Genomic DNA, 22639 nt, shown 5'->3' with positions numbered 1-22639 from the left:
TTACGGTGCGTGAAATTACTCGCAACTCTAAAGAAAGAGCTATTTGCATATAGCTCCTTCCAAATGCCTGGATTAATTCGTATTCGCCTCTGTTAACGGTTGTAACGGCGGTTCTAATTCTAGTTCTAGTGTATCTCCTTCTTGTAAATCTTGTCCTTTTTCAATACTTTGACTCGTTACATAACCCGTACCAGAAGTTTTCAAATCTAATTTCAAAAGTTTAGAGAAATACATAACATCACGCATGGACCACCCTTTTACATTTGGCATTTGTGCGTTATTCCCTAATAAAAATATACGATCACCTTCACTCATTACCTCGCCAGACTGTGGATATTGTTTTATTATTTTTCCTTCTCCTAAAATTACCGGCTGTAGCTTCTCTTTTTCTACACTTTTCTCTATTGTATCCATCGATTGATTTACATAATTTTGTACTTTTAATTGAGATTGTTTCGCTGCATCAGCTATTTGTTTTTCTGTATACGGTTTCACCTTTAAATATTCAAGGCTGTTTTTTATAACAGGTTTAAATATTTCAGCAAGAGGCTGAGCTCCATACTCATCTCCTTTTAACTTTGGCTGCTTAATAGCTAAGTATACGATTAACTCCGGATCGTCAATTGGAGCCATTCCTAAAAAGGAGAAAATGTAATTCTCTTTCCCTTCCATATATCGGCCATTTTCAGGATTCGGGATTTGTGCTGTTCCTGTCTTACCTCCAATTGGATAACCATCCACTTTATACATTGTACCAGTTCCTTTTGAAGATGTTATAACACGCTCCATTAAGCTTCTAACCTTGTCCGCTGTTTCTTTTTTTATCGGATTCCCAATTTCTTTCGGTTGATTTTCCATAATAACTTCTTTGTTTGTTGGATTTACAACTTTATCAACGATATATGGTTGCATCATTTTCCCGTCATTTGCTATAGCAGTAGCCGCTTGGATTAATTGAATCGGAGTTACTGTAGAACCTTGACCGAAAGAAGTTGTAACCTGTTGAATTTGTGTATTTAATAATAAAGTATTTTTCCTTTCTCCAGGTAAATCTATCCCTGTTTTTTGATTGAATCCAAATTTATTCATATATTGCTTAAATTTATTTGGTTTCAGTAACTGATCTTCTAAAATAGAAAAAGCTACGTTTGATGACCTTTCAAATCCTTCATCAAATGTAATTGATCCCCATCCAAATCCACCATTATGGTCTTTTATATCAGATGAACCAACGGAATATTTTCCAGATTGAAAATATTCTTTTCCGTTATATACACCTTCATTAATGGCAGCTGCTAATGTAAAAACTTTCATTGTTGAACCTGGTTCATATGCATTTGCAATCGGGTCATTTAAAAAGTATTCGATATCACCTACATTAGGATTGTAACTAGGTTTACTAGACATCGCTAAAACCTTTCCTGTTTTTGGATCAGCAATAATGCCAATTAACATAGAAGGATCATAATGTTCTTGCGCTTTGTTCATCGCTTCTTCTAAAAAACTATTAATTTGTTTATCAAGCGTTAAATATACGTTATTCCCATTTTTAGCTGGTTCTACTTTACCTATATCATTTGTAAGCGGAATTCCCCTTCGTGTACCCACATATTCTATATTTCCGTTTGTAGAGCGCAAATATTTATCCAAACTCTTTTCAAGCCCAAACTTCCCTTCCGTATTCCCTTTATCATCTGGTCTAGCAAAACCAAGTATATAGGATGCAAAATCTTCATTCGGATACACTCTTGCTTTTTCCGACATAAAAGATACACCTGGTATTTTTAAATCATTAATTTTTTCCTTCTTTTCCCTAGATAAGTTCCGGCCAATTTTCCCAATTTCAACTTGCGTACGCCCTTCATGAAAGTTTTTTAATACTTCTTCTTTATCAATTTCAAGCGCATCGGCTAATTGTTGTGCGGTTTCATCTTTATTTTTCACTTTATCTTTTCCTTTTAAATTCACAACAACTCGATACGTTGTAGAATCTTGTACTAACACCTTTCCGGTTTGATCATAGATAGTGCCACGATTCGCTTCTAAAACACCTTTTTTATTATGTTGTTCATTCGCGAGATCCTTTACATTCACATTATGCACGACTCCTACTGCCTGAATATAGAATATACGCAAAATCATAATAAGAAACAAAACAATAAAAGCAATCATCATATATCGAGCGCCTTTATTCGTTTGGAGTTTTTGCATACTTATCTCCTCTCTTTTGGAATGGATTCGTACGAAGATCCGTTTTAAAATTTGTAGTTTTTGTTTGCGATACTATATGTTTCGAAGTTTTCTTTTTAATTCCTTTAAAACAATGCAAAACTAACTGTTGTTATTTTGTGTCATTATTTTATATATTTTAAATACGGTGCGTGAAATTTCAGAATATTAATTAGTACAACTTGATTACAGAGCACTCTAAACTCTTTTCGTATTTCCTATAAAAAAATTCCCCTCTGGATGTCCAAAGGGGAATTTTTATAGGAAAATTATGCGATATGGTTATATTTCGCTAAGAAAGGAATTCGTCTCGCTACTAATGCATACATTTTGAATACAAGTTTCGCTATTGGTTCAAACATACGTGTACTTTGCATTACTAAAGCGCTCGTAATAAGTGTTAAGAATGCTGCACCAAGTATATCTAAAGGATAATGAACACCTACGTACATACGTGATATACCGACTAGTACTGCCCATAATAGCGCGATATATTTCAGTTTTTCTCCTCTAAGAATAAATACGAAGGCGATTGAAAATACAAGTACAGAATGATCACTAACGAATGATGAATCTGCTGCATGTGGTACTAATTGATGTACATCATGTGATACGAACGGACGCGGATGGTAATATACCGCGTGTATAAGAACATTTACTAATAATGCAATAATAACCGAAAGCGTCGTATATAAAACTGTATATTGTTTTCTAATTGCCTTTTCTTTCTTTCCATTATTAAACCATAAGATAAACATAAATAGAACGGCTACGTATGCAGCGCTATTTGTAATAGCAATCATTAACGTATCTAATAGTTTGGATGAATCAGCAAAATTATTAAACCACTGAAATACTGTGTAATTCATTAAACTCTCTCCTTACATACAAGTGTTCTTGATTTACACAGTATACAATACCATTATGAAAATAGGCTTAAACTTTTTTCATCTAATTCTCATTTTACTATTACTCATGTGACAATTATAAAACAAATTTTATACGCTATTTATGTATAAAGCCGGTAAGCCTTTATAATAAGGCGGTTCGTATTTTTTTCATGTTTGAAATACATAACATATTCATTTAAATATACTAATTGCAAAATCATATTTTTTAATTCATTTGAAGTACAATATTTCCGAATTGTTCCCCATGTTCCATACGGCTTAGTGCACTAATTGCTTCTTCTAACGAGTAAACCTTATCAATAATTGGTTTGATTTGATATTTTTCAATAAACTTTATCATCTCATTAAATTCCTCACGGCTACCCATGGATGTTCCCATAATATCAATTTGATTATAAAATAATGCGCGTAATGGTAATTCAATTTTATCTCCTGAGCTTGCACCAAAATTCACGATTCTTCCATTTGGTTTTAATACATCAAAATATTTCAAGAAAGTTGCCGGGCCTATACTATCTATTATTAAATCTACTTTTTCACCTTGTAAGCTCTCTTCCCAATTTCCGGTACTATTAAAAGAAATATCTGCACCATATTTTTCAGCAAGCTCCCTTTTATTCTCTACCCTTGAAGTAACACTCACTTTTGCGCCGATTGCTTTCGCGAATAACATGGCAAATGTAGCTACACCACCTCCTATTCCCGGAATTAAAACATGTTCACCGCACTTCAATCTACCCTTTGTAAAAAGTGCTCTATATGCTGTTAATGCGGATAAAGATAAAACACCTGATTCTTCCCAAGTAAGATATGCCGGCTTTTCTACTACATTTTCAGCCGGTACAATTACATATTCAGCAAACGTTCCATCTTTTGGTCCACCTAGCACTTCCGGTAACTCCGGTACTTCAGTAGCATGTTCCCATCCAATACTAGGATTAATGATAACTTCTGTATGTAGTGTAATATTTGAAACTCCTTCTCCCATTTCTATAACCATTCCTGATCCATCTGACCCTATTACTAACGGTAGATCCATTTCTTTTCTATTATTTATAATAAATAAATCCCTATGATTTAATCCTGCAGCTTTTAACTTGACTTTTACTTCACCTGCATTAGGACTTATCTCAGGTAGAAATTTATATTCTAACCCCTCTAATCCTTTTTCATATTGATGTACAATAGCTTTCATTGCTTAATACCCCCTTAATATTTCCAATGTACTAGAAATATCAAAATAAATAAAATAGTTTGCCTCCAATAATTAGAAATTATATATTTTGTCATGAAAAAAACAAAAAATCCTCTCCCTATAAAAAGTATAGGAAGAGGTTTCAAAACTAGTTAGATAAGAATCTATAAATTTATTGAATTCTAGCCAATTCTAATATTTTTCGAATAAATGGCGCTTTTGCCTTTGTATATGAAACACGATCAAAAGCATATGTAATAGCAAGCCTCTCTTTTAATTCTCTATATTCTTTACGTGCCCATTCATGGCTTATTAGAAAGTCACGAAATAAAATATTGTTTCTCCACTCATCACTATTATAAATATAAATATGCAAATGATGAGTACCCGCTCTCCATTTTCCCTTTCTAAAAAAACGCCAATTGGTTGTATCTTTTGGAACATACTCATATCCAATTTCCGATAGAACTTCAATCCAGTTTTCAGTAATTTGTAAGTCTGTTACGCCAATCATCATATCAATTAGAGGTTTAGCTCCTAATCTTTCTACTGCTGTGCTTCCTATATGTTCAACAGCAATTATTTCTTGTCCTAACAAGGAACAGAATTTCTCTTTTTCTTTTATATACTCTTCAACCCAGTCTTTTTGATATGCTTTAATAACAATTTGTTGATCCATTGTATTCACCTCTTTATAAGTGTTTATCATTATATTTATAAAATTTTATATTATTAGCATAGGATTTCCATAAAATATGTCGAATAGTGGAATATACAACATAATTATATTAAATGTGAGGTAATCTATGAAAGATAATTCCGTGGAAATTCAGTTAAATAACGTAACATTCCAATTAAAAGAATATCATAATTTTGATTGGCTTATTAAATTAGGGACCGTATTTGCAGTTTTTGACCAGCAAGACTCAGGTAATATAAGTTTTGGTGTAGAAAAAGATGGGCATAAGAAATTTATCAAATACGCAGGAGCACAAACAATTGCATTTGAAGGAACAACGGGTCACGCTATTAAAAGGCTAAAAAATTCAGTTACTATCTATGAAGATTTAAAGCATGAATCGCTCATAAGACTAATTGATCATTTTCCAGTCCAATCTGGATATGTATTAATTTTCGATTGGTTTGATGGTGAATGTCTTCATTCGCATTGGAGTTTCCCACCTCCTGAAAAATATAAAAATCCAAACTCACCATTTTATAAATTTAGACATTTATCTGCTATAGAACGAATTCATTCCTTACATTCCCTTTTTTCTTTCCATACTTATGTAGAAAAGAAAAACTATGTAGCAATAGATTTTTATGACGGTAGTATTCTATATAATTTTAATACAAACGAGACAAAAATTTGTGATATAGATTTATACAGTAAGAAACCTTACATAAATAAAATGGGCCGGCTATGGGGTTCCTCCCGTTTTATGTCACCAGAGGAATTTGAACTAAACGCTATAATTGATGAAAGAACAAATGTATTTAATATGGGAGCAATGGCTTTCTCACTTTTAGGCGGTGAAAAAGATCGTTCCTTTATAAAATGGGAAGCAAGTAAGGAATTATATGAGGTAGCGTATCGTGCTGTAAATAAAGATCGCGCAGAACGGTATGCATCAGTTACAGAATTCTACGAAGCGTGGTTAAAAGCAGCTAACGCAGAAAAGATATAACCCTAAATTATTAAAAGAAATATAGAGTTTATACTATACTTGTTTTGTTTTCTTTGCTATTGCAAACTTCAAAAAAGCTGCAAGTAGGAGGAGGAGCGGTATTCCCTGAATAAAGAGACATCCTCCAAAAAAATCAAGCGTAGTGCTATATGGAGAGTCTGTTGCCATCACACCTATAAATAAAGCCATTGGACTTGTGAGTAGATTTATCCCTAAACAGATCATTATCAATGATAGATTTTTAGCCTTAATTTTTGATGAACCAGACAAGAAAAATAAAAATATCGCAGTACCAAATATAAGAAACAGTGTTACATAAAAACTTACCATAATATCCCTCCATGAATCTAATTGTACCATTAGAAAGGACAAATTTGAATAAATAGGATATTTATGTAAGTCAGATATAGTGTCTCTTTATCAGTGGCAAGAAAAAAGTGGATCCCTACTCTCTCACAAGGAATCCACTCTTTCTATTTCTACAACTCTATTTATATACGTTCCTCTTTTTGTCCTTACGAGAACTGCCATCACTAGATCATTAACATAATTATCTTTAGCGGAAGTTAAAGGTTTTTATTTTCTTGCTCAATTAAAGCACCTGTTAGTTAAAGATTATGGATAATTAATTTGAAAGTTTTTTATCTAAATACACCTTTTCTTTTGGAAAGCCAATCTTCTAAGGCATCTTCGTGTAGTTTTGTGAATAATTTTGGTATTTGGTCTATTGGGAAGTATTTTAAATCCAAAGTCTCAATACCATCTACAGTAAGTTCTCCACCAATTGGCTTACATTGAAAACAATGAGTGATAGTCTGAGCTTTATCTCCGTTCGGAAACTCACCAGAATATTTAGAATAGACACCTATAAGATGTTCAACTTCAACATTTAATCCTGTCTCCTCAAATATTTCTCGTTTAGCGGTTTCTTCAAGAGATTCTCCAAGTTCCATAGCACCACCTGGAAGACCCCATTCATTTCTATCTCCCCGTTTTTGTAAAAGAATTTCATTTCGTTCGTTATAAACAATACCTCCAGCAAAATTAAGAAATATTAAATCATGCCCTACTTTTCCCCGGATATAACGAATGTAGTCCTTATTTGTAGTCATAAATTCCCTCCTAATTTATATATAAAATACAAATTAATTATATATAAAGATAGAAGAAAATAGTAACAAAAATGATAATATTCCTTATTCTCATAAGGGATTTGCCCTTTACTTTTTATCAATCTATGCGTTTATTAACCATTTCTATTCTAATACCTTCATTTCCTAAATCCCCTTTCAAAATAAAGAGACCACCATTTCTTAAAACAATTTTATCGCAGTTCTAAAAATTGGTGTCCTCTAGTTTTCTAGCCGGACTATATTCTATTTTCAAGCCCATTTCTATCTCCCCATGAATAAAACTCAATGTTCTGTTTATACTACAACTACATCTAGAGACACATCACTGTTTAGAGCGGCTAGGTTTTGTTAGCTGCTCTTTTGTGTTTTACACAAATAAAATCAATAACTCAGCATATAATATCTATGTAGCTAGACTATTACCTCTGTATCGAGCAGTTAGGCTGGGCTAAATGCTCTTTTATTTATGACAAAATAAAACTTTTAAACAAAATTACTTTCGTATAACATTTTCAATCTCGCTTACACTATAACTGTAACTTTAAATTACACATCTATTACTTGTAGGGCCTAATTTTCTTTTGCGGAACAGGTGGTTAGCTCATAAATTTAACCACTTTGTTGCGTTAAATATTTTTTATTTCTCAATACTTAATACCTGGAATTATTTCTAATTTATTGGTATTAAGTATTGACATTGATTTTCCTCATATGCAATTTTTGAAAAGGCCTTTTCTCTCATATCAGGCTCTTTTATTTATTAAAAAAAGATTATTTTATATAGATTACTATAAGCATCCATAAAGCCAAAGCACCAATGATAGCGAGTACTATACGTGTTGATAGTATCCTTACTTCAAAGTCTGTTTTCTTGGAGGGTTCAGGATATGCAATTATGTAAATTCCCTTTAATAATGCAAGCCATGCAATAACCGTTAGGAATCCCTGCCAGTTGAATACCCATACATTATGTAGAATTACAGTACCTAATCCTAGGAAAATCGATAGAAAACCATACATAATACCAAATCCTCTGTCTTCAACCACTAATTTTTTTAAGTCACGTAGCACAGATGGACGGACGAAAAGTATTCCCGATACGATAACCGTCATCCATCCCCAGAACAGCCCTAAAAAAGTACTAGTTTCCATTATTATTTCACTCCCCTCAATTATATTTATATTTCAGATATTCCTTCCTTTAGAACAATTCCAGCACTTTTCACATTTACAATAACTAAATATCCCCATCTTACCAGTTTTAAAATCTTCATTGTCATGACTATTAATAAGTTTATATCTTTGTATACATTTAGGTTATTTTAATTTACCCAACCAATTTCCTAATATAAATTAATTCCTTTCCTCTCGAAGATATTCTTTCTATTCCCACCCTCTTAAGGATACCTTAGAAAATATTTCTAATTATTGTAACGTGGTAGCTTGTTTTTCTTTAAACAAAAGGCTTATTTTGTTTAAAAATTCATTCCAATTTATAACCACTATATTTTTCCTATATTTTCTATTACAATTTAATAGAAATATTTTGATAACAAAGGAGCAACCTATGAAGCATAATATAAATCTATGGTCTTTTATTTTTTCATTCATTTGCATTGCTTTTTTTCTTATATATCTTGAAATATGCACACCTGAAATGAATGCGTCGTTTATAAATATCGTTTATTTTCACCCTTTATTTTTTGTACTCATTTTTTCAATAGGAACTTTTTTTGCTGGTATTAAAGGCTTCTCTAAAGCAGGTAATTGGATAACAATGCTTAGAAGCATAGTAACAGTTCTGCTAACATTGTTATTATCAGTGTTTTTAACACTAACTTTAATCATTGGTTATGCATTAAGTTAAATGTAATTCTTCACGAATAAAACTAAATATTACGTCAATAATATATATGACATTAGATTTTCTCCTTGTTCCCCCTTGGAGATGAGCAGTTAGTTTTTGTTATCTACTCTTATTTTCTACAATTGGTTTCATTTACCTGATGTATTTAACGTAATATTAAGTTACGATATAAACGAATAAAATATATTTGGCTGTTATACCATTACCCTAGGAAACTAGGGTTTTTATTTCTATAAAATGAAATTTTTATTGTAATTACTCACCTATAGTTTTATATTTTTCAAACATTCCTTCCTGAGAGTATTTACTAGCTGCCTTATCATTAATTCCGTTCTTCCTAATGCTAAAGCAATTTCCTTCACCTTTCCGAATCCATAATACTTATATATGTAGGCTAATCCTTTCGTTGTATACGGCTTCTTATGATTCGGATGGTAATCGGGATGATACTTCATTCGGCCCTGCGCATCATATTGAACTTCCACCTTGATTACTTTCCTTTCAAATGAAGTTTTTATTAAGCTACTTGATAAGCTTTACAAACTCATGATTCATCTTCGTCTGCATCAATCCGCAAAGAATATTTCTACCTTCAATTTCAAACCATTCTTCATTACGGCCGTCGCCTCAAATACTCCGCTTATATGATCAAATTTCTTGATATCCTCGTCCTCTAACATTCCGAATTCTTCTGGGAGACTATCGTAGAATTTTTCTACTGCATTTTCTAAATCATACTGACTTTTATATGTTTATTTGTGAATTAACTGGACCTCCATTTTCATCCTCCTTTTCTAATAAAATAGCGTTTTTGTTTAGTTTCACTCTAAAAGTAAAATTTTCATTTTTTCATTCAACCAAGTTCATAACATATTCTTTTCCCCCGATAAAATAATGATTAGGTGTCCCATGCGCATTTTATTCATTGGAAATAATACCTTTCACGTACTTACGTATTAGAAACTTCATTTCTGCTTCTTCTCCACTAGCAATTTTGTTCACTTTTTTGATACATTTATGAAACATTCACATGTTATCTTCAATATGTTCTATTCTTTTTGAAAAACCATGTGAGAATACCAAAATAAGAAGCCCTAGAGCCCTAACTCTAGGGCTTCTTGTTTTCAAATAAGGATTTTGCTAAAAAACTACACATTTATTAAGAACATGCATAAAATATAATGTGGTATTCTTTTTCAATATTAATGTTTATCCGAGAGCGCCTTGAATGGCGCTCTTTAATTTCCAAATAACATTTTTAGATCATTACGAGAGCGGATTTTATTATGTTGTACAAGCACTACTTCACTTTATTAAATAGACTATATAGATATTTAAAAGAAGGGAGCTTTAAATTCATATGGCTGATTACTTTTATAAAGATGGTAAAAAATATTATAAAAACCAATCACATTCCAACAATCAAAAAAATAACTGTTTTATTGAAACTCATACGATAGCTGGTTCTGCAGAAAATGAAAATGGAAATATACCTGTGTCAGTTTTCCTTGAAACCACCGCTCCACAAACTGTATTTGAGGATTTTACAAACAATCATAACAAAACATTAATTCAGTTATTCGTTGTCGGTATGAGTGCACCCGTTCAAGTAACTATTCTAACAAGAAGATCTAGCGTACCAATTACTACTACATTACAACCTGTTCAAACAAAAATATTTCAAGTTGAAGATTTTCAAAGTCTTACTCTTACAAAGCAGGAAGGTTCTACTAGTGTAGTTAGTTTATTTGTTCAAAAAACATTTTGTATATGCTGTAACGATAATAACGATTCATGTGATAAATATTACCAAGAATGTAATTGATAGATTAAATCACCAGAAAAACCCTTTATATAAAGGGTTCTTTTCCTTTTACTCCCCTCATTTTCCCGTTTTTTATTAAAATAACGATTTTATTATGTTTCCTAACTTACAGTAATGTCCTTAAAAAACATTCATATATATTTATCAGATGCACTTTTAAATTCCAGAGTATCAAATACTTTTAAGAGTTGACTGACCAATAATATTCGAATTATCTTTAAAAACTTATTAAAAATAACTTAGATACAAAAAAGCTACGTTTTATATAGGATAAAAAATTATCTTAAGTAAAGGAGCTTGATTATTTGTGAATTATCAAAATGATAACAACTCTAACATTCACAAACCTTGTTCTTGTCCATCTCCCACGGCTAACAGTTTAAATGTTGTTCAGACTACCCCATCAATAGTTTCTGTAAACTCTGCGATTCCACTAGATACTGTGGTAAATTCTAATGGCACGGCAATCTCATTCACACCACCAACAACTGTTTTACTTGAAGGTGGAAGAACCTATTTGGCAATCTATGAAGTGCAAGTTATCATTCAACCAGGAGGTAATTCGGCAGGTATCACTATGTATCTGAATAATAATCCAATCATTGGATCAGGTACTTCTCTAGGATATACAGCCGGATTCACTTCTGTATCAGCCCCCGCAATTTTCACTACACCTCCAGGTATAACAAGTACTCTTACTGTAAATGTAGGACCATATTCTAATACATTAAATACGTTGGGCTTAACTCTTGCTGTTGTAGCATTGACATAATGAAATGTAAAACTCTCTACTATGATTTTCTTTGTCCTTTAACTGTTTTTTGGGCTAGCCTCTAGGAACTCAACATAACTACATATAGAAAAAGAACATTATTTGGTTCGATAGTACTAGGTGACTCGGCTAGCACAATTGCTGAGTCACCTATTTATCTATAACAAAATAAAGCATTTGTTTAATTTATTACTTGTTCTTTTTAATGCATTATTCTATTACAATCCATTTTCATGTTATAATTACCAACAGTACATATTTTAATAGGCACAACAAATTCCTATTATTTCTAAATGGATTAACAAATAAAAATACGTGTAGAAGAATTCAGAGTTTCACTGAATTCTTTTTTTATGGATCTTTCAAAATCTTTTACATCTTCCTTCATTCCTTCTTTTTAATAAACTTCAACTTTTATTACAATAACGCTTTTTTAAAATACAATCGTTTTTCTATAAACTTTGTAACCTTCATTTCCTTTCCTATGATTACAATTTCCTCCTAGCAACCAAGTATTGGCTATATCCCCCATATGAACACCTCAATTTTATTGGCATATACTTTGAAGGAAAAAACATTTCAATTAAAAATATACCTACAAATTCAGTTGCTAATAATTTACCAAAAATTACTTAACATTTAATTTTTTAAAGGAGGTATTTATGAGATATAATCGAAAATCAAATTCGTGTGATAAATTTCAGCAACCCTGCTTTGTTTCTATATCCCCTTGTGATCAAAGTAATTGCTGTACACCTGTTTTTTTCTCGAATGCTCAACAACAAGAATTATTGCAAATAATAAATCAATTAAATCAAGCCATCCTTTCTTTTTTCACAACACCAAATCCAACAACTATACAAATACTCCAATCAGCATTACAGGCATTAAATGATTTATTAATAGCAGTACAACCAAATACACCAAATAGAAATTTAGTTATAAGAACTATAAATCAATTAATTAATTCTTTACCTACCGCATCTCTCACTCAAATCTCAGCATTATTCCAATTTCTATTCCAAAGCTTGTCTTCACTTATAAGTTGTTCAAATATATTGGACCCCTTATTACAGCAAACATTCAACTTAATTTTACAAGGAATCTTAAATAGTTCGCTATTAAGTAACATCGGAACACCGGGGCCGACTGGAGCCACTGGACCTAGAGGATTTCCTGGACCTAGAGGCGCTCAGGGTTCTCAAGGTGTGCCAGGAATTCAGGGGCCTGAAGGACCAGAAGGACCTGAAGGACCTCAAGGTGTGCCAGGGATTCAGGGACCGGAAGGGCCTGAAGGGACTCAAGGACCTCAAGGTGTACAAGGAATTCAGGGGCCTGAAGGACCTGAAGGACCGGAAGGACCTCAAGGTGTACAAGGGATTCAAGGACCACCAGGACCACCTGGGCCTACTGGTTCAGGGACCGGAATGGGAATTCCTGGACCACCGGGACCTACTGGGCCTCAGGGTATCCAAGGGATTCAAGGACCGGAAGGACCGGAAGGGCCCACTGGACCTCAGGGTGTACAAGGAATTCAAGGACCGGAAGGACCGGAAGGAGCCACTGGACTTCAGGGTGTGCCAGGAATTCAAGGGCCGGAAGGACCACCAGGAGCCACTGGACCTCAAGGTGTGCAAGGAATCCAAGGGCCGGAAGGACCACCGGGACCTACCGGAGATTGTGATTGTCCACCGGGACCTACTGGACCGACCGGACCTACTGGGCCAACCGGACCTGCATGTAATTTCCTAGTATATGCTACAAATGCAGGACTCATAGATGACCCTACAAATGATACAGTATCTGTAATTAACACCGGAACAAATATAGTAGTTAATACAATTACTGTAGGTAATGCACCACTTGAAGTAACGGTTTCACCAAATGGAGCTCGTGCCTATGTTACTAATATTTTTTCTGATACCGTTTCCGTTATTGATACTGCTACGAATACTGTTATCGCTACCATTCCCGTTGGAACTGATCCAATCGGTGTAGCTGTTTCTCCAGATAACACAACGGTTTATGTTGGAAATCATGGTAATAATACTGTTTCTGTTATTAATGCAGCTACCAATGCAGTTATCACTACCATTCCTGTTGGCCTCGCTCCACAAGGAATCACTGTTTCACCAAATGGGACCTTTGCATATGTTGCAAACGAATTAAGCAACACAATTTCTGTTATTAATACTGCTACCAATGCAGTTATCGCTACCATTCCTGTCGGTATTCGTCCTAGAATAATCGTCTTCACACTAGATGGTACTCGTGCTTATGTCACAAATCAAAATAGCAATACTGTTTCTGTTATTAACACCGCTACCAATGCAGTTATTAATACAATTAACGTAGGTACCGAACCTGTTGGTATAGATATTACACCGGGTGGAAATCTTATATACGTTGTAAATAAAGTTAGCAATAATGTATCTGTAATAAATGTGGCGACAAATACTGTGATTGATACAATTTCTGTTGGTTTATCCCCTGATCAAGTAACTATCATACCTGATGGCACTCGAGCATATGTTACAAATCAAGCTAGTAATACTGTTTCCGTTATTGATATTGCTACGAATACTGTTATCACTAATATCCCAGTAGGTGTCGCTCCAACCGGAATAGCTACTGGAACTATTTGTGAATAAAATAAAGAAATGAAAGCCACAGATAGTTTTTATTAACATTGATAGTATGTGATATTCTTTCTTTAACTACGTTCAAACAACCAGGATAAACCTCTATATTCTGTTAATATTCTTTTCTGTTTTGTCTTACAGAACCTGCCGAGCCGCTAGCTGTTGTTAGCTGCTCTCTTTCTATAAAATCCAAATCAAATACCAATCATTTTACTGAAATTGATTTTTTTGGAATTATATTATAATATTTACCTATAAAATTATTACTCTTATACAAAGAGCTATGAGCCTTTCCACTCATGGCCCTTTTTTATTACGATTTTCACTTCACATCTACACGATCAACTTTACCGTTTATCCAAACCGCGACTTGCTCACCAAATCCACTCATTGGTGGATTGACTACTGTTACATTTCCGCCCTTCACTATTAAAAGTTTGTTGCTACCAACATCAATTTCTACTTTTTTCAAATGTCCATCTCCCTTTTACTACCGCATGTACTCGACAACATCAGTTTTAAAGCCACTTCCCAAATAAACCCTTACTGGAATTACTACACGACCTAGCGCGTCCACTTTTCTTGCAACACCTGTTTTTTCATAGCTTACTCTCCTTTAGTATTTTTATATTTATTTAGAATCTCATCCAAACGTTTCTAATTACGAATGGTTTCTGCTTATCAAGATTTAGATTTAATTAATTGTAATAAATCGGTTGGGGGTTTATACAGAAATGCTTTCAGGGAAATTTTTATAAAGAAATCAAAAATGCAGCAGTGAAAAAAATTAAAACTCATAATTTAAGATATACACACGCAACTATACTATTGAAACAAGGAGTTAACCCTAAAATTATCAGTGAGAGATTAGGTCATACTGACATTTCATTAACTCTTAGTATTTATTCTCATGTTTTATCGAACATACAGGAAGAGGGAGTAAAAAATTTTGGTAAAAGTATCATTGGATAGTTAACGTTTGCAAACTGTTTGTATTTTATAACAAAAAGCCAAACAAATCTTGTATTAACAAGGTTTATTCACTTTAACATATGTTATCATGTATAATACATATGTTAAGTAAATTTTGAATAACGAGGCAAATATTATGGACTTTGTTTATATTAATCAAAACGTATTAAATAATCTTCTATACATTTTATGTAGTATATTTGTTTTTTATTTCATATATGATAGCAGGCATTATTTGAAAAAATACAAAATATTACTGATTACCCTTTGTTCTAGTATCCCGCTTATTTTATGTATGCGATACCCTATCTATATGGATGAAAGTTGTATTCATGATTTAAGACAAATTCCGGTCATAATAGGTACTCTTTATGGTGGATTTCCTGTCGGTATCATATTGTTTACAATTTTATTAATTACAAGATTTATATTTTATGGCTTTAATATGCTGACAGTCGTTGTTTACGGAATAATGTTCATCGTTACAGCACTCGCATCTTCAAAATTTAATACATATAATAGAAAGCTTAAAGTAGCTTTTTCCATGTTTTTAACCTTTTTCCTAGCAATATTTACAACTGTAATTGTATTAACTTTATCAGATTTTGAAGTGAATAATTTGTATATTATTTATTTCATGGTATTACCGACTACTTTAATGTTATTTATTGTTTATATAAATGAAGTTATAAAAGATGCTGTATTAATGCGCTCAAAATTAATTAAAATGGAAAAAATGGAGATTGTTAGCCAACTCGCTGCAAGTATATCGCACGAAGTAAGGAATCCTTTAACGGTTGTAAAAGGATTTACACAGCTTTTGAAAACACCAAATTTAACTCCTGAATCAAGAGACGAATATATTAAACATATACTTGAAGAGTTAAATCGTGCCCAAGAAATTATCGATGATTACTTAACGTTTGCCAAACCTGCTCCAGAAAAATTAGATCAAATTTCAGTAAAACAAGAGTTAAATCGAGTTATTAATATGATATTGCCATTGTGTAATATGAATACGATACATATTACACAGGATTTTTCTGAGGCAACCATTGTTGGTAATAAACAGCACTTTCAACAATGTTTTTTAAACTTAATAAAAAACAGTATTGAAGCAATGCCTAATGGTGGTACCTTAAATATTTCCTCATCTATCAATAATAGTAAAGTTGAAATACGAATTGAAGATAGCGGAGTTGGAATGTCACAGGAGCAAATACATCGATTCGGTGAACCGTATTTTAGTACAAAAACAAAAGGAACTGGTTTAGGTACGATGGTTGCTGTTAAGATTATTGAGACGATGCATGGAAGTTTAAAAATCCGAAGTATCGTTAGTAAAGGAACGACTTTAACGATTACGTTCCCGAAATATAGTGAGAATACGCATTTAAACAAATAAAAAAGGAGCATAGTTGCTCCTTTTTTATTTGTTTCGATACATAAGTATCTTCAATGTTTTTTTAGTTTACATTTGTGAAGACTAATTAAAAATTAGTATCCTCCGCCCCAGCAGCTGCATCCTACAATTATTAATAGAATGAATAACACAACCAATAAAGCGAAACCTCCACCAAAACCACAAGAACCACCGTAACTCATATTTTCTCCTCCTTTTGGTTTGAAAACTAATAGGTAGTTGATCATTTTAACTGGTTCGTATTATACATTATGTGTATATCCCTTTTTTGAGCATGTCTACATAAAAATAAGTAAAAACACTCGTTTAAAGAGTGCTTTAAAATGGATACCAAAAGTTTTGAAATACGTTTAATTTTAAATATACCGCAACAATGAATATGAAAACACCGGCAAATAAAGCGATGAAATCTTCACGTTTCGCCTTACTTGTATAAAACCATGTACGTTTATCCTTCTTTCCAAATCCTCTTAAATCCATTGCATTTGAAACCGTATCTATTCTTTCTAGAGAATGAATGATTAGAGGCCAGAAAATTAAAACGCGATTCTTCATACGAACCCATAAACTTGCTTCTCCTTTTTCAAAAGCCACTCCTCTCGCTTCTTGCGCGTGTTTAATAATTTTATACTCAGATTGGATGTCAGGAATATAACGTAGTGCAATATTTATTGCATATGTAATCTTATAATGAATACCAAGTTTACTTAAGCTACTTACAAATTCGCTTGGATCTGTCGTGTATATAAATAGAAGTGTAAATGGTAATAACGTAAAATACTTTAATGAAAGTGTAGCTGCATAAAATAATGTTTCATATGTAATCGTTGCATATCCAATATGTAAAAACGAGGTATATGATTCAGTTAATTCAGATCCATGAGTTGGTGTAATAAATAAAATCATGACAGAGTTTAATAAACTAAATGTAAATATGACACTAAAAACAATTAAAATTTTACGAAATGGAATTTTAGCAACGCCTAGTCCAATACAACCAATAATAAATAAAATTAGCAACACCCGAAAATCAAAAAACAAAAAAGTAAGCGTCATACAAAAAATAAATAAAAACAATTTCACTACCCCATCCATACGATGAAAATATGTACTATGCACCTTCCTCCCTCCTATTACTGTCTAAATAAAGCTCTATAAATTTTTCAGGACATATAATCCCACTAAATTTAACAAGCTTGGTTAAAGAACTCTCTCTTAAGTTAGCTATTTGTAACGTTTCTTGATCACCAAATACATTAGACACTGTATTATCCGCAATAATTTTCCCTTCATGTAGAACTACTGCACGGTCTGCATATTCTAGTGCGAGATTCATATCGTGAGTAATAAAAATAAATGAAATACCCTTCTTAGCTAGTTTTTTAATAAACGACATAAATTGTTTATAATGATAATAATCTTGTCCCGCTGTCGGTTCATCTAATATGATAAGCTTAGGATTTGTTGTTAATACAGATGCGATTGTTAATCTCTTTTTTTGCCCATAGCTTAGTGCTTGAATTGGCCAATTACGAAATGGATATAAACCACAAATTTTTAAAGTTCCTTCTACTCTATTCTTAATTTCTTCCTTAGAAAAATTATGTAATGTTAATGTAAATGAAACTTCTTCAAAAACAGTAGGCTGTGTAATCATATGATTTGGATTTTGCATCACGTAAGATATGATTTTCCCACGTTTACGAATAGACCAAGAACTAATATTTTCACCTTCTAACAAGATTTTCCCGTTTTTTATTTTGTTTATGCCTATAAGACTATGAGCTAATGTGGATTTCCCTGCTCCATTATGTCCCAACAGTGCCACAATTTCTCCTTCATATATTGAAAGGTTTACATTTTCTAATACTTTTTGTTTATTAGGGTATGAAAATGATAAATTCTCCACTTTAAGTAATTCCTTGTTTTTAGTATTACCTTTTAATATGACTTGTTTCTCCATCCACTCTTTTAGAACGTTGCCTACCTTTTCTTTTTGAAGGTTTTCCATTGGATATATTACGTCATTATTACGATCAAAATGTAATCTCTTTAATGCTTCGATGTAAATAGGCTCTCTTAAGCCAATACGTGGCAATATATTTGACGCTAAGATTTCTTTTGATGTTCCTATTGCAAAGACTTTACCTTCATCAATTAATATAACTTTGTCTAAATCCAGCTTTAAAATTTCTTCTATCCTATGTTCGATAATAACAATCGTTTTATTATATTGCTCATGTATATCTTTCATAAGTTCTATCGTATGTACGGCGCTTAGTGGATCTAAGTTCGCTAACGGTTCATCGAACAATAATATATCCGCATTTGTTGTTAATAAACCAGCAAGAGAAACTGTTTGCTTTTGACCTCCTGATAATTCATGTGGACTTTGTTTATGAAACGTATGCATCTTCACCTTTCTTAATGAGTCCGAAACAATCTTTTTCATATCATCTTGCTTTACACATTCATTTTCTAAATAAAAAGCTACATCTTCTTCTACTGTCAGACCAATAAATTGAGCATCTTGATCTTGCAAAATTGTTCCTACCTGCTTACTTTGTTCAAAAATACTTCCTTCCCTCGGGTCTTTACCGGCAATTAAAACGTTACCTGTACTAGTCCCTTCGTAAGAAAATGGGATTAGCCCATTTATACAATGAGCTAATGTCGACTTTCCTGAACCACTTCGTCCAGCAATTAGTACTTTTTCCCCAGGGTATATATGAAAGGTAATATCACTTAAAGTAGGCTGCGCAGCATGCCCATATTGAAAGGTGAATTGTTCAAACGAAATAATTGGTTTCATGTTAACATCCCTACTTTTCAATTTTTAAATGTGTATGTTTCTTATTAGATTTTGTCAAGCCAATTGTAAGTGGCAATCCAACTACTAAGAAAACGATAACATCGGAAATTGTTGCTCCTAATACTTGTATAACAATTTTGTCAAATGGTTCTCCCATCACAATAATATCGAATGCCCCAGCAAATATAATAGCAATGACAATACCAACTAACCCAGTAATTGCTAAATAAGAAATATGCCCCTTGTTAAACGACCCGTTTTTCACACTAAAACCAACTCTTTTTTGAATAAGACCCATCGAAAAACCAATAATCCCTGAACCAATAACCCAGCCCCACCAAATCCCCCATCCAGCAATCGTATCTGTTACGGTATGACCGATAAGTCCGATTAAGAGTCCTGCCACTGGACCAAATAATGCTCCAAAAACAGTTAATATAGCTAATGCTGGTTTAATAAATGTATTCGGTGCAATAGAAAATCCCCAAAGTCCTAATATCCCGTATAATGCTGCTCCAATACCGATTGCTACTACTAACTTTGTTGATAATTTGTTCATTACAATTCCCCTCTCATATTAGTCAACTTTTATTACTCTATATTTAATTTAAAAATGAATTATGCATCTACACTCCCTTTCTATACAACAAAAAATGACCTCTTATATAAGAGGTCATTTTCTTTCACGTTCAAGAATCCTCTTATCTTTCAAAAAACACAACGTGTCCTCTGCGGAATTAGCACCTTCCTATAAAATTGTATAGGGGTTGCTGAGGTTTCTTAGGGCCGTTCCCTCCACCTCTCTGGATAAGTATTAATTTGTAATTCGTATTATGGCACTAAAAAGTGTAAATTTCAACACTTTTCTTACTATTTTTATTTTTTGTTAAATGGCGCATTTAAATCATTGTATTCTTATCGGAATTGTGAAATAATGAATTCAAAATCGTTTCGGGAGGAATGCATTATGAAAGTGATTGGTTTGATTGGAGGATTAAGTTGGGAATCTACATCATTATACTATAAACATATTAATACGCTTACACTCTCTCAATACGATCAAAATGCAAAGTTAGTTTTATATAGTATGGATTTTGGTGAAGTAACTACTTTATTACAAAACCATCAATATGAAGAAGTGAAAAATGAACTAGTTACAGTTGCAAAGAAAGTTGAAAAATCTGGGGCTGAATGTTTATTAATGTGTTCAAATACCGTACATCTATTTGCCGAGGAAGTAGAACAAGCAATATCTATCCCGCTTCTTCACATTGGTGATGTAAGTGCTAAAGAAATGGTAGAACAGAATATAAAACGTATCGGACTATTAGGAACAAAACAAACGATGGAGCAAGATTTCTATAAATCACGATTAGCGAAATATAACATTGAGACAATTATCCCCAATGACGAGGAAAGAACTTTTATCCACCATGTCATATTAGATGAATTAAGTAGAGGGATCATTTCAGAAACATCTAAAGAAGAGTTATTACAAATTACAAAATCATTAATTCAAAATGGTGCTGAAGGTATATTGTTAGGCTGCACTGAAATACCTTTACTCATCTCCCAAAATGATCTCACTGTTCCCGTTTTTGATACTGCTTTTTTACATGCAAATACTGCTGTGCAATTTGCTGGATAAGAATATACAAGCATAAAGGTGAGAACCTCTATGCTTGTATAAAGTTATGACTATTTATCCTGCTATTTGCAGGCAGTAAAGCCCCACCAATTAAATTTTTACTTTATTTAAAAGAGATTCAATAACTGCAATTGCTTCTTTTGAACCACCACATTCTAAAAAGCTATCATTAAGTTTTCTTATACCATGTTTATACTTTTCATTTGAAAGAACATCTGTTACGGCCTCTTTTAAAGTGTGTACATTAACATGTTCTTTCAATAGTCTATGTGCCGCTTCAAGCTCAGTTAATCTTTGCGCTATCATTGGCTGGTCTTTATCATGCGGTATTATTACAAATGGGACATTATAATGAATTGCATCGTGTACGCTATTCATACCGCCATGTGTAATAAAAATATCTGCTTCATTTAATATTTCTGATTGAGGTACGTATGGAGCAATTATAAAATTATCTGGTGCTTTCTTAATTTTAGAAATATCATTTCTATCACCAATTGCCATTACAACTATCCCATCAAAATCTGAAAAAGTATCAATACAAATATTAAAGAATGGTTCGAGTCCTTCAAGCAGTGTTCCCATTGAAATATAAATAACTTTCTTTTCTTTAAGTGATTCCAGTGGAAACTTTATATTTGTTTTACGCTTTGAAATACTCGGTCCAATAAAAATGTTATTTTCCCCGAACGATTCGCTATTAGGTTGAAAATAACGACTTGTGTATACGAGACAAACATCACCCTTATTATTCATAAATTGAAGATTATTCTTCGGTTTTACTCCAAATTTATGTTCCATCTGATTTAGTAATTTTTCAGAGATTTCCTCTGGTTGGAATGGCATATCTGCATTTGGATGAAAAGGTAATGTCTTCAAAAATTCTGGCGGAATTAAAAATATAGGTGAGGACACTACACCTGGAACTCGTAAATACTCCTTTACTAACTCTCCCGCGCCAAATATATCATAAATTACGAAATCAAAATTTATACTTTCACATAATTGTTTCGTAATTTCTAATATATATAAAGAAGTTTGAACATGCACATGAAAGAAAGCATTTAATCCAGATGAAGTTTCAGCATCAATAGAAATCTCCTTTAATAGATCTGGATGAGTATGTACAGTAGCTCCTAAATCTTCAATTCTATCCTTAAAGTTTGCCGTTGTAATATAATGTACGTGATCCCCTCGTTCAGTAAAGGCTTTTACTAAATTTAATGTAGGGTTTACATGTCCCTCTGCTGGAAAATTAACTACTAAAATATTTCGCACTTATTCCTCACTCCTTATATTTCACTGTTTTAATTAAGCATACTGTTATTTGTACATGTAATCGTCCCCTAATAGTCCTAAAATGCTTGCTACATTATGTTGATAAATAATTTTTAGTCATCAACATAAAAAAAGCATCTACCTATGTAGATGCCTAACCGTGATAAGGAGTGTTCTGTGAGGTTAGAACAAACTTTTCTGCTTGTCCTATGCTATCAATATATGATTTATTTTATAAAATGTG

General features: G+C 32.7%; 21 protein-coding genes, 2 pseudogenes and 1 riboswitch. Of the genes and pseudogenes, 8 read left to right on the top strand and 15 right to left on the bottom strand.

All coding sequences use genetic code 11. The annotated features are described in order from the left end of the window. Positions 1-72: 72 nt before the first annotated feature. The 4 genes from QCI81_RS00305 to QCI81_RS00290 all read right to left on the bottom strand — a co-directional run bounded on the left by QCI81_RS00305 (position 73) and on the right by QCI81_RS00290 (position 5014). Positions 73-2211 (bottom strand): penicillin-binding protein, encoded by a 2139-nt coding sequence (locus tag QCI81_RS00305; protein WP_071732186.1) that lies wholly within the window; start codon positions 2209-2211, stop codon positions 73-75. Positions 2212-2498: 287 nt separating this feature from the next. Beyond that, positions 2499-3098 (bottom strand): undecaprenyl-diphosphatase, encoded by a 600-nt coding sequence (locus QCI81_RS00300; RefSeq protein WP_001110124.1) that lies wholly within the window; start codon positions 3096-3098, stop codon positions 2499-2501. Between the two features lie 247 nt (positions 3099-3345). Further along, the gene (locus QCI81_RS00295; protein WP_071732187.1) at positions 3346-4335 is read right to left on the bottom strand and encodes a zinc-binding dehydrogenase; all 990 of its coding nucleotides are present in this window, start codon (positions 4333-4335) and stop codon (positions 3346-3348) included. A gap of 172 nt (positions 4336-4507) precedes the next feature. Continuing rightward, a complete protein-coding gene (locus tag QCI81_RS00290; protein ID WP_071732188.1) occupies positions 4508-5014 on the bottom strand; it encodes a GrpB family protein in 507 nt (168 codons plus the stop codon). A gap of 127 nt (positions 5015-5141) precedes the next feature. Here QCI81_RS00290 and QCI81_RS00285 point away from each other — a divergent pair, with 127 nt between their 5' ends. Beyond that, positions 5142-6023 (top strand): protein kinase domain-containing protein, encoded by an 882-nt coding sequence (locus QCI81_RS00285; protein ID WP_071732189.1) that lies wholly within the window; start codon positions 5142-5144, stop codon positions 6021-6023. 33 nt (positions 6024-6056) lie between these two features. Here the strand turns inward: QCI81_RS00285 and QCI81_RS00280 are convergent, their stop codons facing one another. The 3 genes from QCI81_RS00280 to QCI81_RS00270 form a co-directional block, all read right to left on the bottom strand. Further along, on the bottom strand, positions 6057-6353 hold the full coding sequence (locus QCI81_RS00280) for a hypothetical protein (protein WP_000253417.1): 297 nt from the start codon (positions 6351-6353) through the stop codon (positions 6057-6059). Positions 6354-6664: 311 nt separating this feature from the next. Beyond that, entirely contained in the window at positions 6665-7135 is a 471-nt protein-coding gene (locus tag QCI81_RS00275) for an NUDIX hydrolase (RefSeq protein ID WP_000210489.1), read from the bottom strand. A 792-nt stretch (positions 7136-7927) separates the two neighbouring features. Next, entirely contained in the window at positions 7928-8308 is a 381-nt protein-coding gene (locus QCI81_RS00270) for a hypothetical protein (protein ID WP_000450247.1), read from the bottom strand. 415 nt (positions 8309-8723) lie between these two features. Here QCI81_RS00270 and QCI81_RS00265 point away from each other — a divergent pair, with 415 nt between their 5' ends. After that, positions 8724-9023, top strand: a complete 300-nt coding sequence (locus QCI81_RS00265; protein WP_053564331.1) for a hypothetical protein — start codon at positions 8724-8726, stop codon at positions 9021-9023. Positions 9024-9278: 255 nt separating this feature from the next. Here the strand turns inward: QCI81_RS00265 and QCI81_RS00260 are convergent. Next, positions 9279-9508: pseudogene (locus QCI81_RS00260) on the bottom strand (DNA-entry nuclease). Between the two features lie 59 nt (positions 9509-9567). Then, positions 9568-9802 (bottom strand): annotated as a pseudogene (locus tag QCI81_RS00255) (hypothetical protein). A gap of 581 nt (positions 9803-10383) precedes the next feature. On the opposite strand from QCI81_RS00255, the gene QCI81_RS00250 reads away from it, so the two are divergent. The 3 genes from QCI81_RS00250 (at position 10384) to QCI81_RS00240 (ending at position 14271) form a co-directional block, all read left to right on the top strand. Next, positions 10384-10848, top strand: a complete 465-nt coding sequence (locus tag QCI81_RS00250) for an exosporium protein D (protein WP_071732191.1) — start codon at positions 10384-10386, stop codon at positions 10846-10848. Between the two features lie 307 nt (positions 10849-11155). After that, positions 11156-11620 (top strand): hypothetical protein, encoded by a 465-nt coding sequence (locus QCI81_RS00245; RefSeq protein WP_001109242.1) that lies wholly within the window; start codon positions 11156-11158, stop codon positions 11618-11620. 662 nt (positions 11621-12282) lie between these two features. Continuing rightward, complete coding sequence (locus QCI81_RS00240; RefSeq protein ID WP_353810586.1) at positions 12283-14271, top strand: YVTN family beta-propeller repeat protein; 1989 nt, start codon at positions 12283-12285, stop codon at positions 14269-14271. Between the two features lie 313 nt (positions 14272-14584). Here QCI81_RS00240 and QCI81_RS00235 read toward each other — a convergent pair whose 3' ends face one another. After that, positions 14585-14734, bottom strand: coding sequence for a DUF3954 domain-containing protein (locus QCI81_RS00235; RefSeq protein ID WP_000754941.1), 150 nt, complete (start codon positions 14732-14734; stop codon positions 14585-14587). A gap of 305 nt (positions 14735-15039) precedes the next feature. On the opposite strand from QCI81_RS00235, the gene QCI81_RS00230 reads away from it, so the two are divergent. Both QCI81_RS00230 and QCI81_RS00225 read left to right on the top strand, forming a co-directional pair. Further along, complete coding sequence (locus QCI81_RS00230) at positions 15040-15234, top strand: tyrosine-type recombinase/integrase (RefSeq protein WP_071730388.1); 195 nt, start codon at positions 15040-15042, stop codon at positions 15232-15234. A gap of 136 nt (positions 15235-15370) precedes the next feature. Next, positions 15371-16639, top strand: a complete 1269-nt coding sequence (locus QCI81_RS00225) for a sensor histidine kinase (protein WP_053564335.1) — start codon at positions 15371-15373, stop codon at positions 16637-16639. A gap of 92 nt (positions 16640-16731) precedes the next feature. Here QCI81_RS00225 and QCI81_RS00220 read toward each other — a convergent pair whose 3' ends face one another. The 4 genes from QCI81_RS00220 to QCI81_RS00205 all read right to left on the bottom strand — a co-directional run bounded on the left by QCI81_RS00220 (position 16732) and on the right by QCI81_RS00205 (position 20028). After that, complete coding sequence (locus QCI81_RS00220) at positions 16732-16839, bottom strand: YjcZ family sporulation protein (RefSeq protein WP_000120182.1); 108 nt, start codon at positions 16837-16839, stop codon at positions 16732-16734. 136 nt (positions 16840-16975) lie between these two features. Then, positions 16976-17776 (bottom strand): energy-coupling factor transporter transmembrane component T family protein, encoded by an 801-nt coding sequence (locus QCI81_RS00215; protein ID WP_071730390.1) that lies wholly within the window; start codon positions 17774-17776, stop codon positions 16976-16978. Beyond that, a complete protein-coding gene (locus tag QCI81_RS00210) occupies positions 17769-19469 on the bottom strand; it encodes an ABC transporter ATP-binding protein (protein ID WP_071730392.1) in 1701 nt (566 codons plus the stop codon). Before QCI81_RS00210 ends, QCI81_RS00215 begins: the two co-directional genes overlap by 8 nt. A gap of 10 nt (positions 19470-19479) precedes the next feature. Next, positions 19480-20028, bottom strand: coding sequence for an ECF-type riboflavin transporter substrate-binding protein (locus QCI81_RS00205; protein WP_071730394.1), 549 nt, complete (start codon positions 20026-20028; stop codon positions 19480-19482). Positions 20029-20167: 139 nt separating this feature from the next. Further along, a riboswitch (SAM riboswitch) is annotated at positions 20168-20283 on the bottom strand. Between the two features lie 153 nt (positions 20284-20436). Here QCI81_RS00205 and QCI81_RS00200 point away from each other — a divergent pair. Further along, entirely contained in the window at positions 20437-21117 is a 681-nt protein-coding gene (locus QCI81_RS00200; RefSeq protein ID WP_053564339.1) for an aspartate/glutamate racemase family protein, read from the top strand. A 90-nt stretch (positions 21118-21207) separates the two neighbouring features. Here QCI81_RS00200 and QCI81_RS00195 read toward each other — a convergent pair whose 3' ends face one another. Next, on the bottom strand, positions 21208-22395 hold the full coding sequence (locus QCI81_RS00195; protein ID WP_071730398.1) for a macrolide family glycosyltransferase: 1188 nt from the start codon (positions 22393-22395) through the stop codon (positions 21208-21210). Positions 22396-22639 lie beyond the last annotated feature (244 nt).

The organism is Bacillus cereus group sp. MG20 (assembly GCF_040459885.1).
GTDB classification, from domain to species: domain Bacteria; phylum Bacillota; class Bacilli; order Bacillales; family Bacillaceae_G; genus Bacillus_A; species Bacillus_A cereus.
Note: the sequence above shows the minus strand (reverse complement) of the source record. Positions and strands in the feature narration are given on the sequence as shown.

Bases quoted from the DNA above. Each gene is read 5' to 3' on its own strand.
- QCI81_RS00210 (WP_071730392.1), bottom strand. From the start codon at position 19,469: ATGAAACCAATTATTTCGTTTGAACAATTCACCTTTCAATATGGGCAT.
- QCI81_RS00265 (WP_053564331.1), top strand. From the start codon at position 8,724: ATGAAGCATAATATAAATCTATGGTCTTTTATTTTTTCATTCATTTGC.
- QCI81_RS00295 (WP_071732187.1), bottom strand. From the start codon at position 4,335: ATGAAAGCTATTGTACATCAATATGAAAAAGGATTAGAGGGGTTAGAA.
- QCI81_RS00200 (WP_053564339.1), top strand. From the start codon at position 20,437: ATGAAAGTGATTGGTTTGATTGGAGGATTAAGTTGGGAATCTACATCA.
- QCI81_RS00225 (WP_053564335.1), top strand. From the start codon at position 15,371: ATGGACTTTGTTTATATTAATCAAAACGTATTAAATAATCTTCTATAC.
- QCI81_RS00290 (WP_071732188.1), bottom strand. From the start codon at position 5,014: ATGGATCAACAAATTGTTATTAAAGCATATCAAAAAGACTGGGTTGAA.
- QCI81_RS00300 (WP_001110124.1), bottom strand. From the start codon at position 3,098: ATGAATTACACAGTATTTCAGTGGTTTAATAATTTTGCTGATTCATCC.
- QCI81_RS00270 (WP_000450247.1), bottom strand. From the start codon at position 8,308: ATGGAAACTAGTACTTTTTTAGGGCTGTTCTGGGGATGGATGACGGTT.
- QCI81_RS00240 (WP_353810586.1), top strand. From the start codon at position 12,283: ATGAGATATAATCGAAAATCAAATTCGTGTGATAAATTTCAGCAACCC.
- QCI81_RS00280 (WP_000253417.1), bottom strand. From the start codon at position 6,353: ATGGTAAGTTTTTATGTAACACTGTTTCTTATATTTGGTACTGCGATA.
- QCI81_RS00250 (WP_071732191.1), top strand. From the start codon at position 10,384: ATGGCTGATTACTTTTATAAAGATGGTAAAAAATATTATAAAAACCAA.
- QCI81_RS00285 (WP_071732189.1), top strand. From the start codon at position 5,142: ATGAAAGATAATTCCGTGGAAATTCAGTTAAATAACGTAACATTCCAA.
- QCI81_RS00275 (WP_000210489.1), bottom strand. From the start codon at position 7,135: ATGACTACAAATAAGGACTACATTCGTTATATCCGGGGAAAAGTAGGG.
- QCI81_RS00305 (WP_071732186.1), bottom strand. From the start codon at position 2,211: ATGCAAAAACTCCAAACGAATAAAGGCGCTCGATATATGATGATTGCT.
- QCI81_RS00205 (WP_071730394.1), bottom strand. From the start codon at position 20,028: ATGAACAAATTATCAACAAAGTTAGTAGTAGCAATCGGTATTGGAGCA.
- QCI81_RS00220 (WP_000120182.1), bottom strand. From the start codon at position 16,839: ATGAGTTACGGTGGTTCTTGTGGTTTTGGTGGAGGTTTCGCTTTATTG.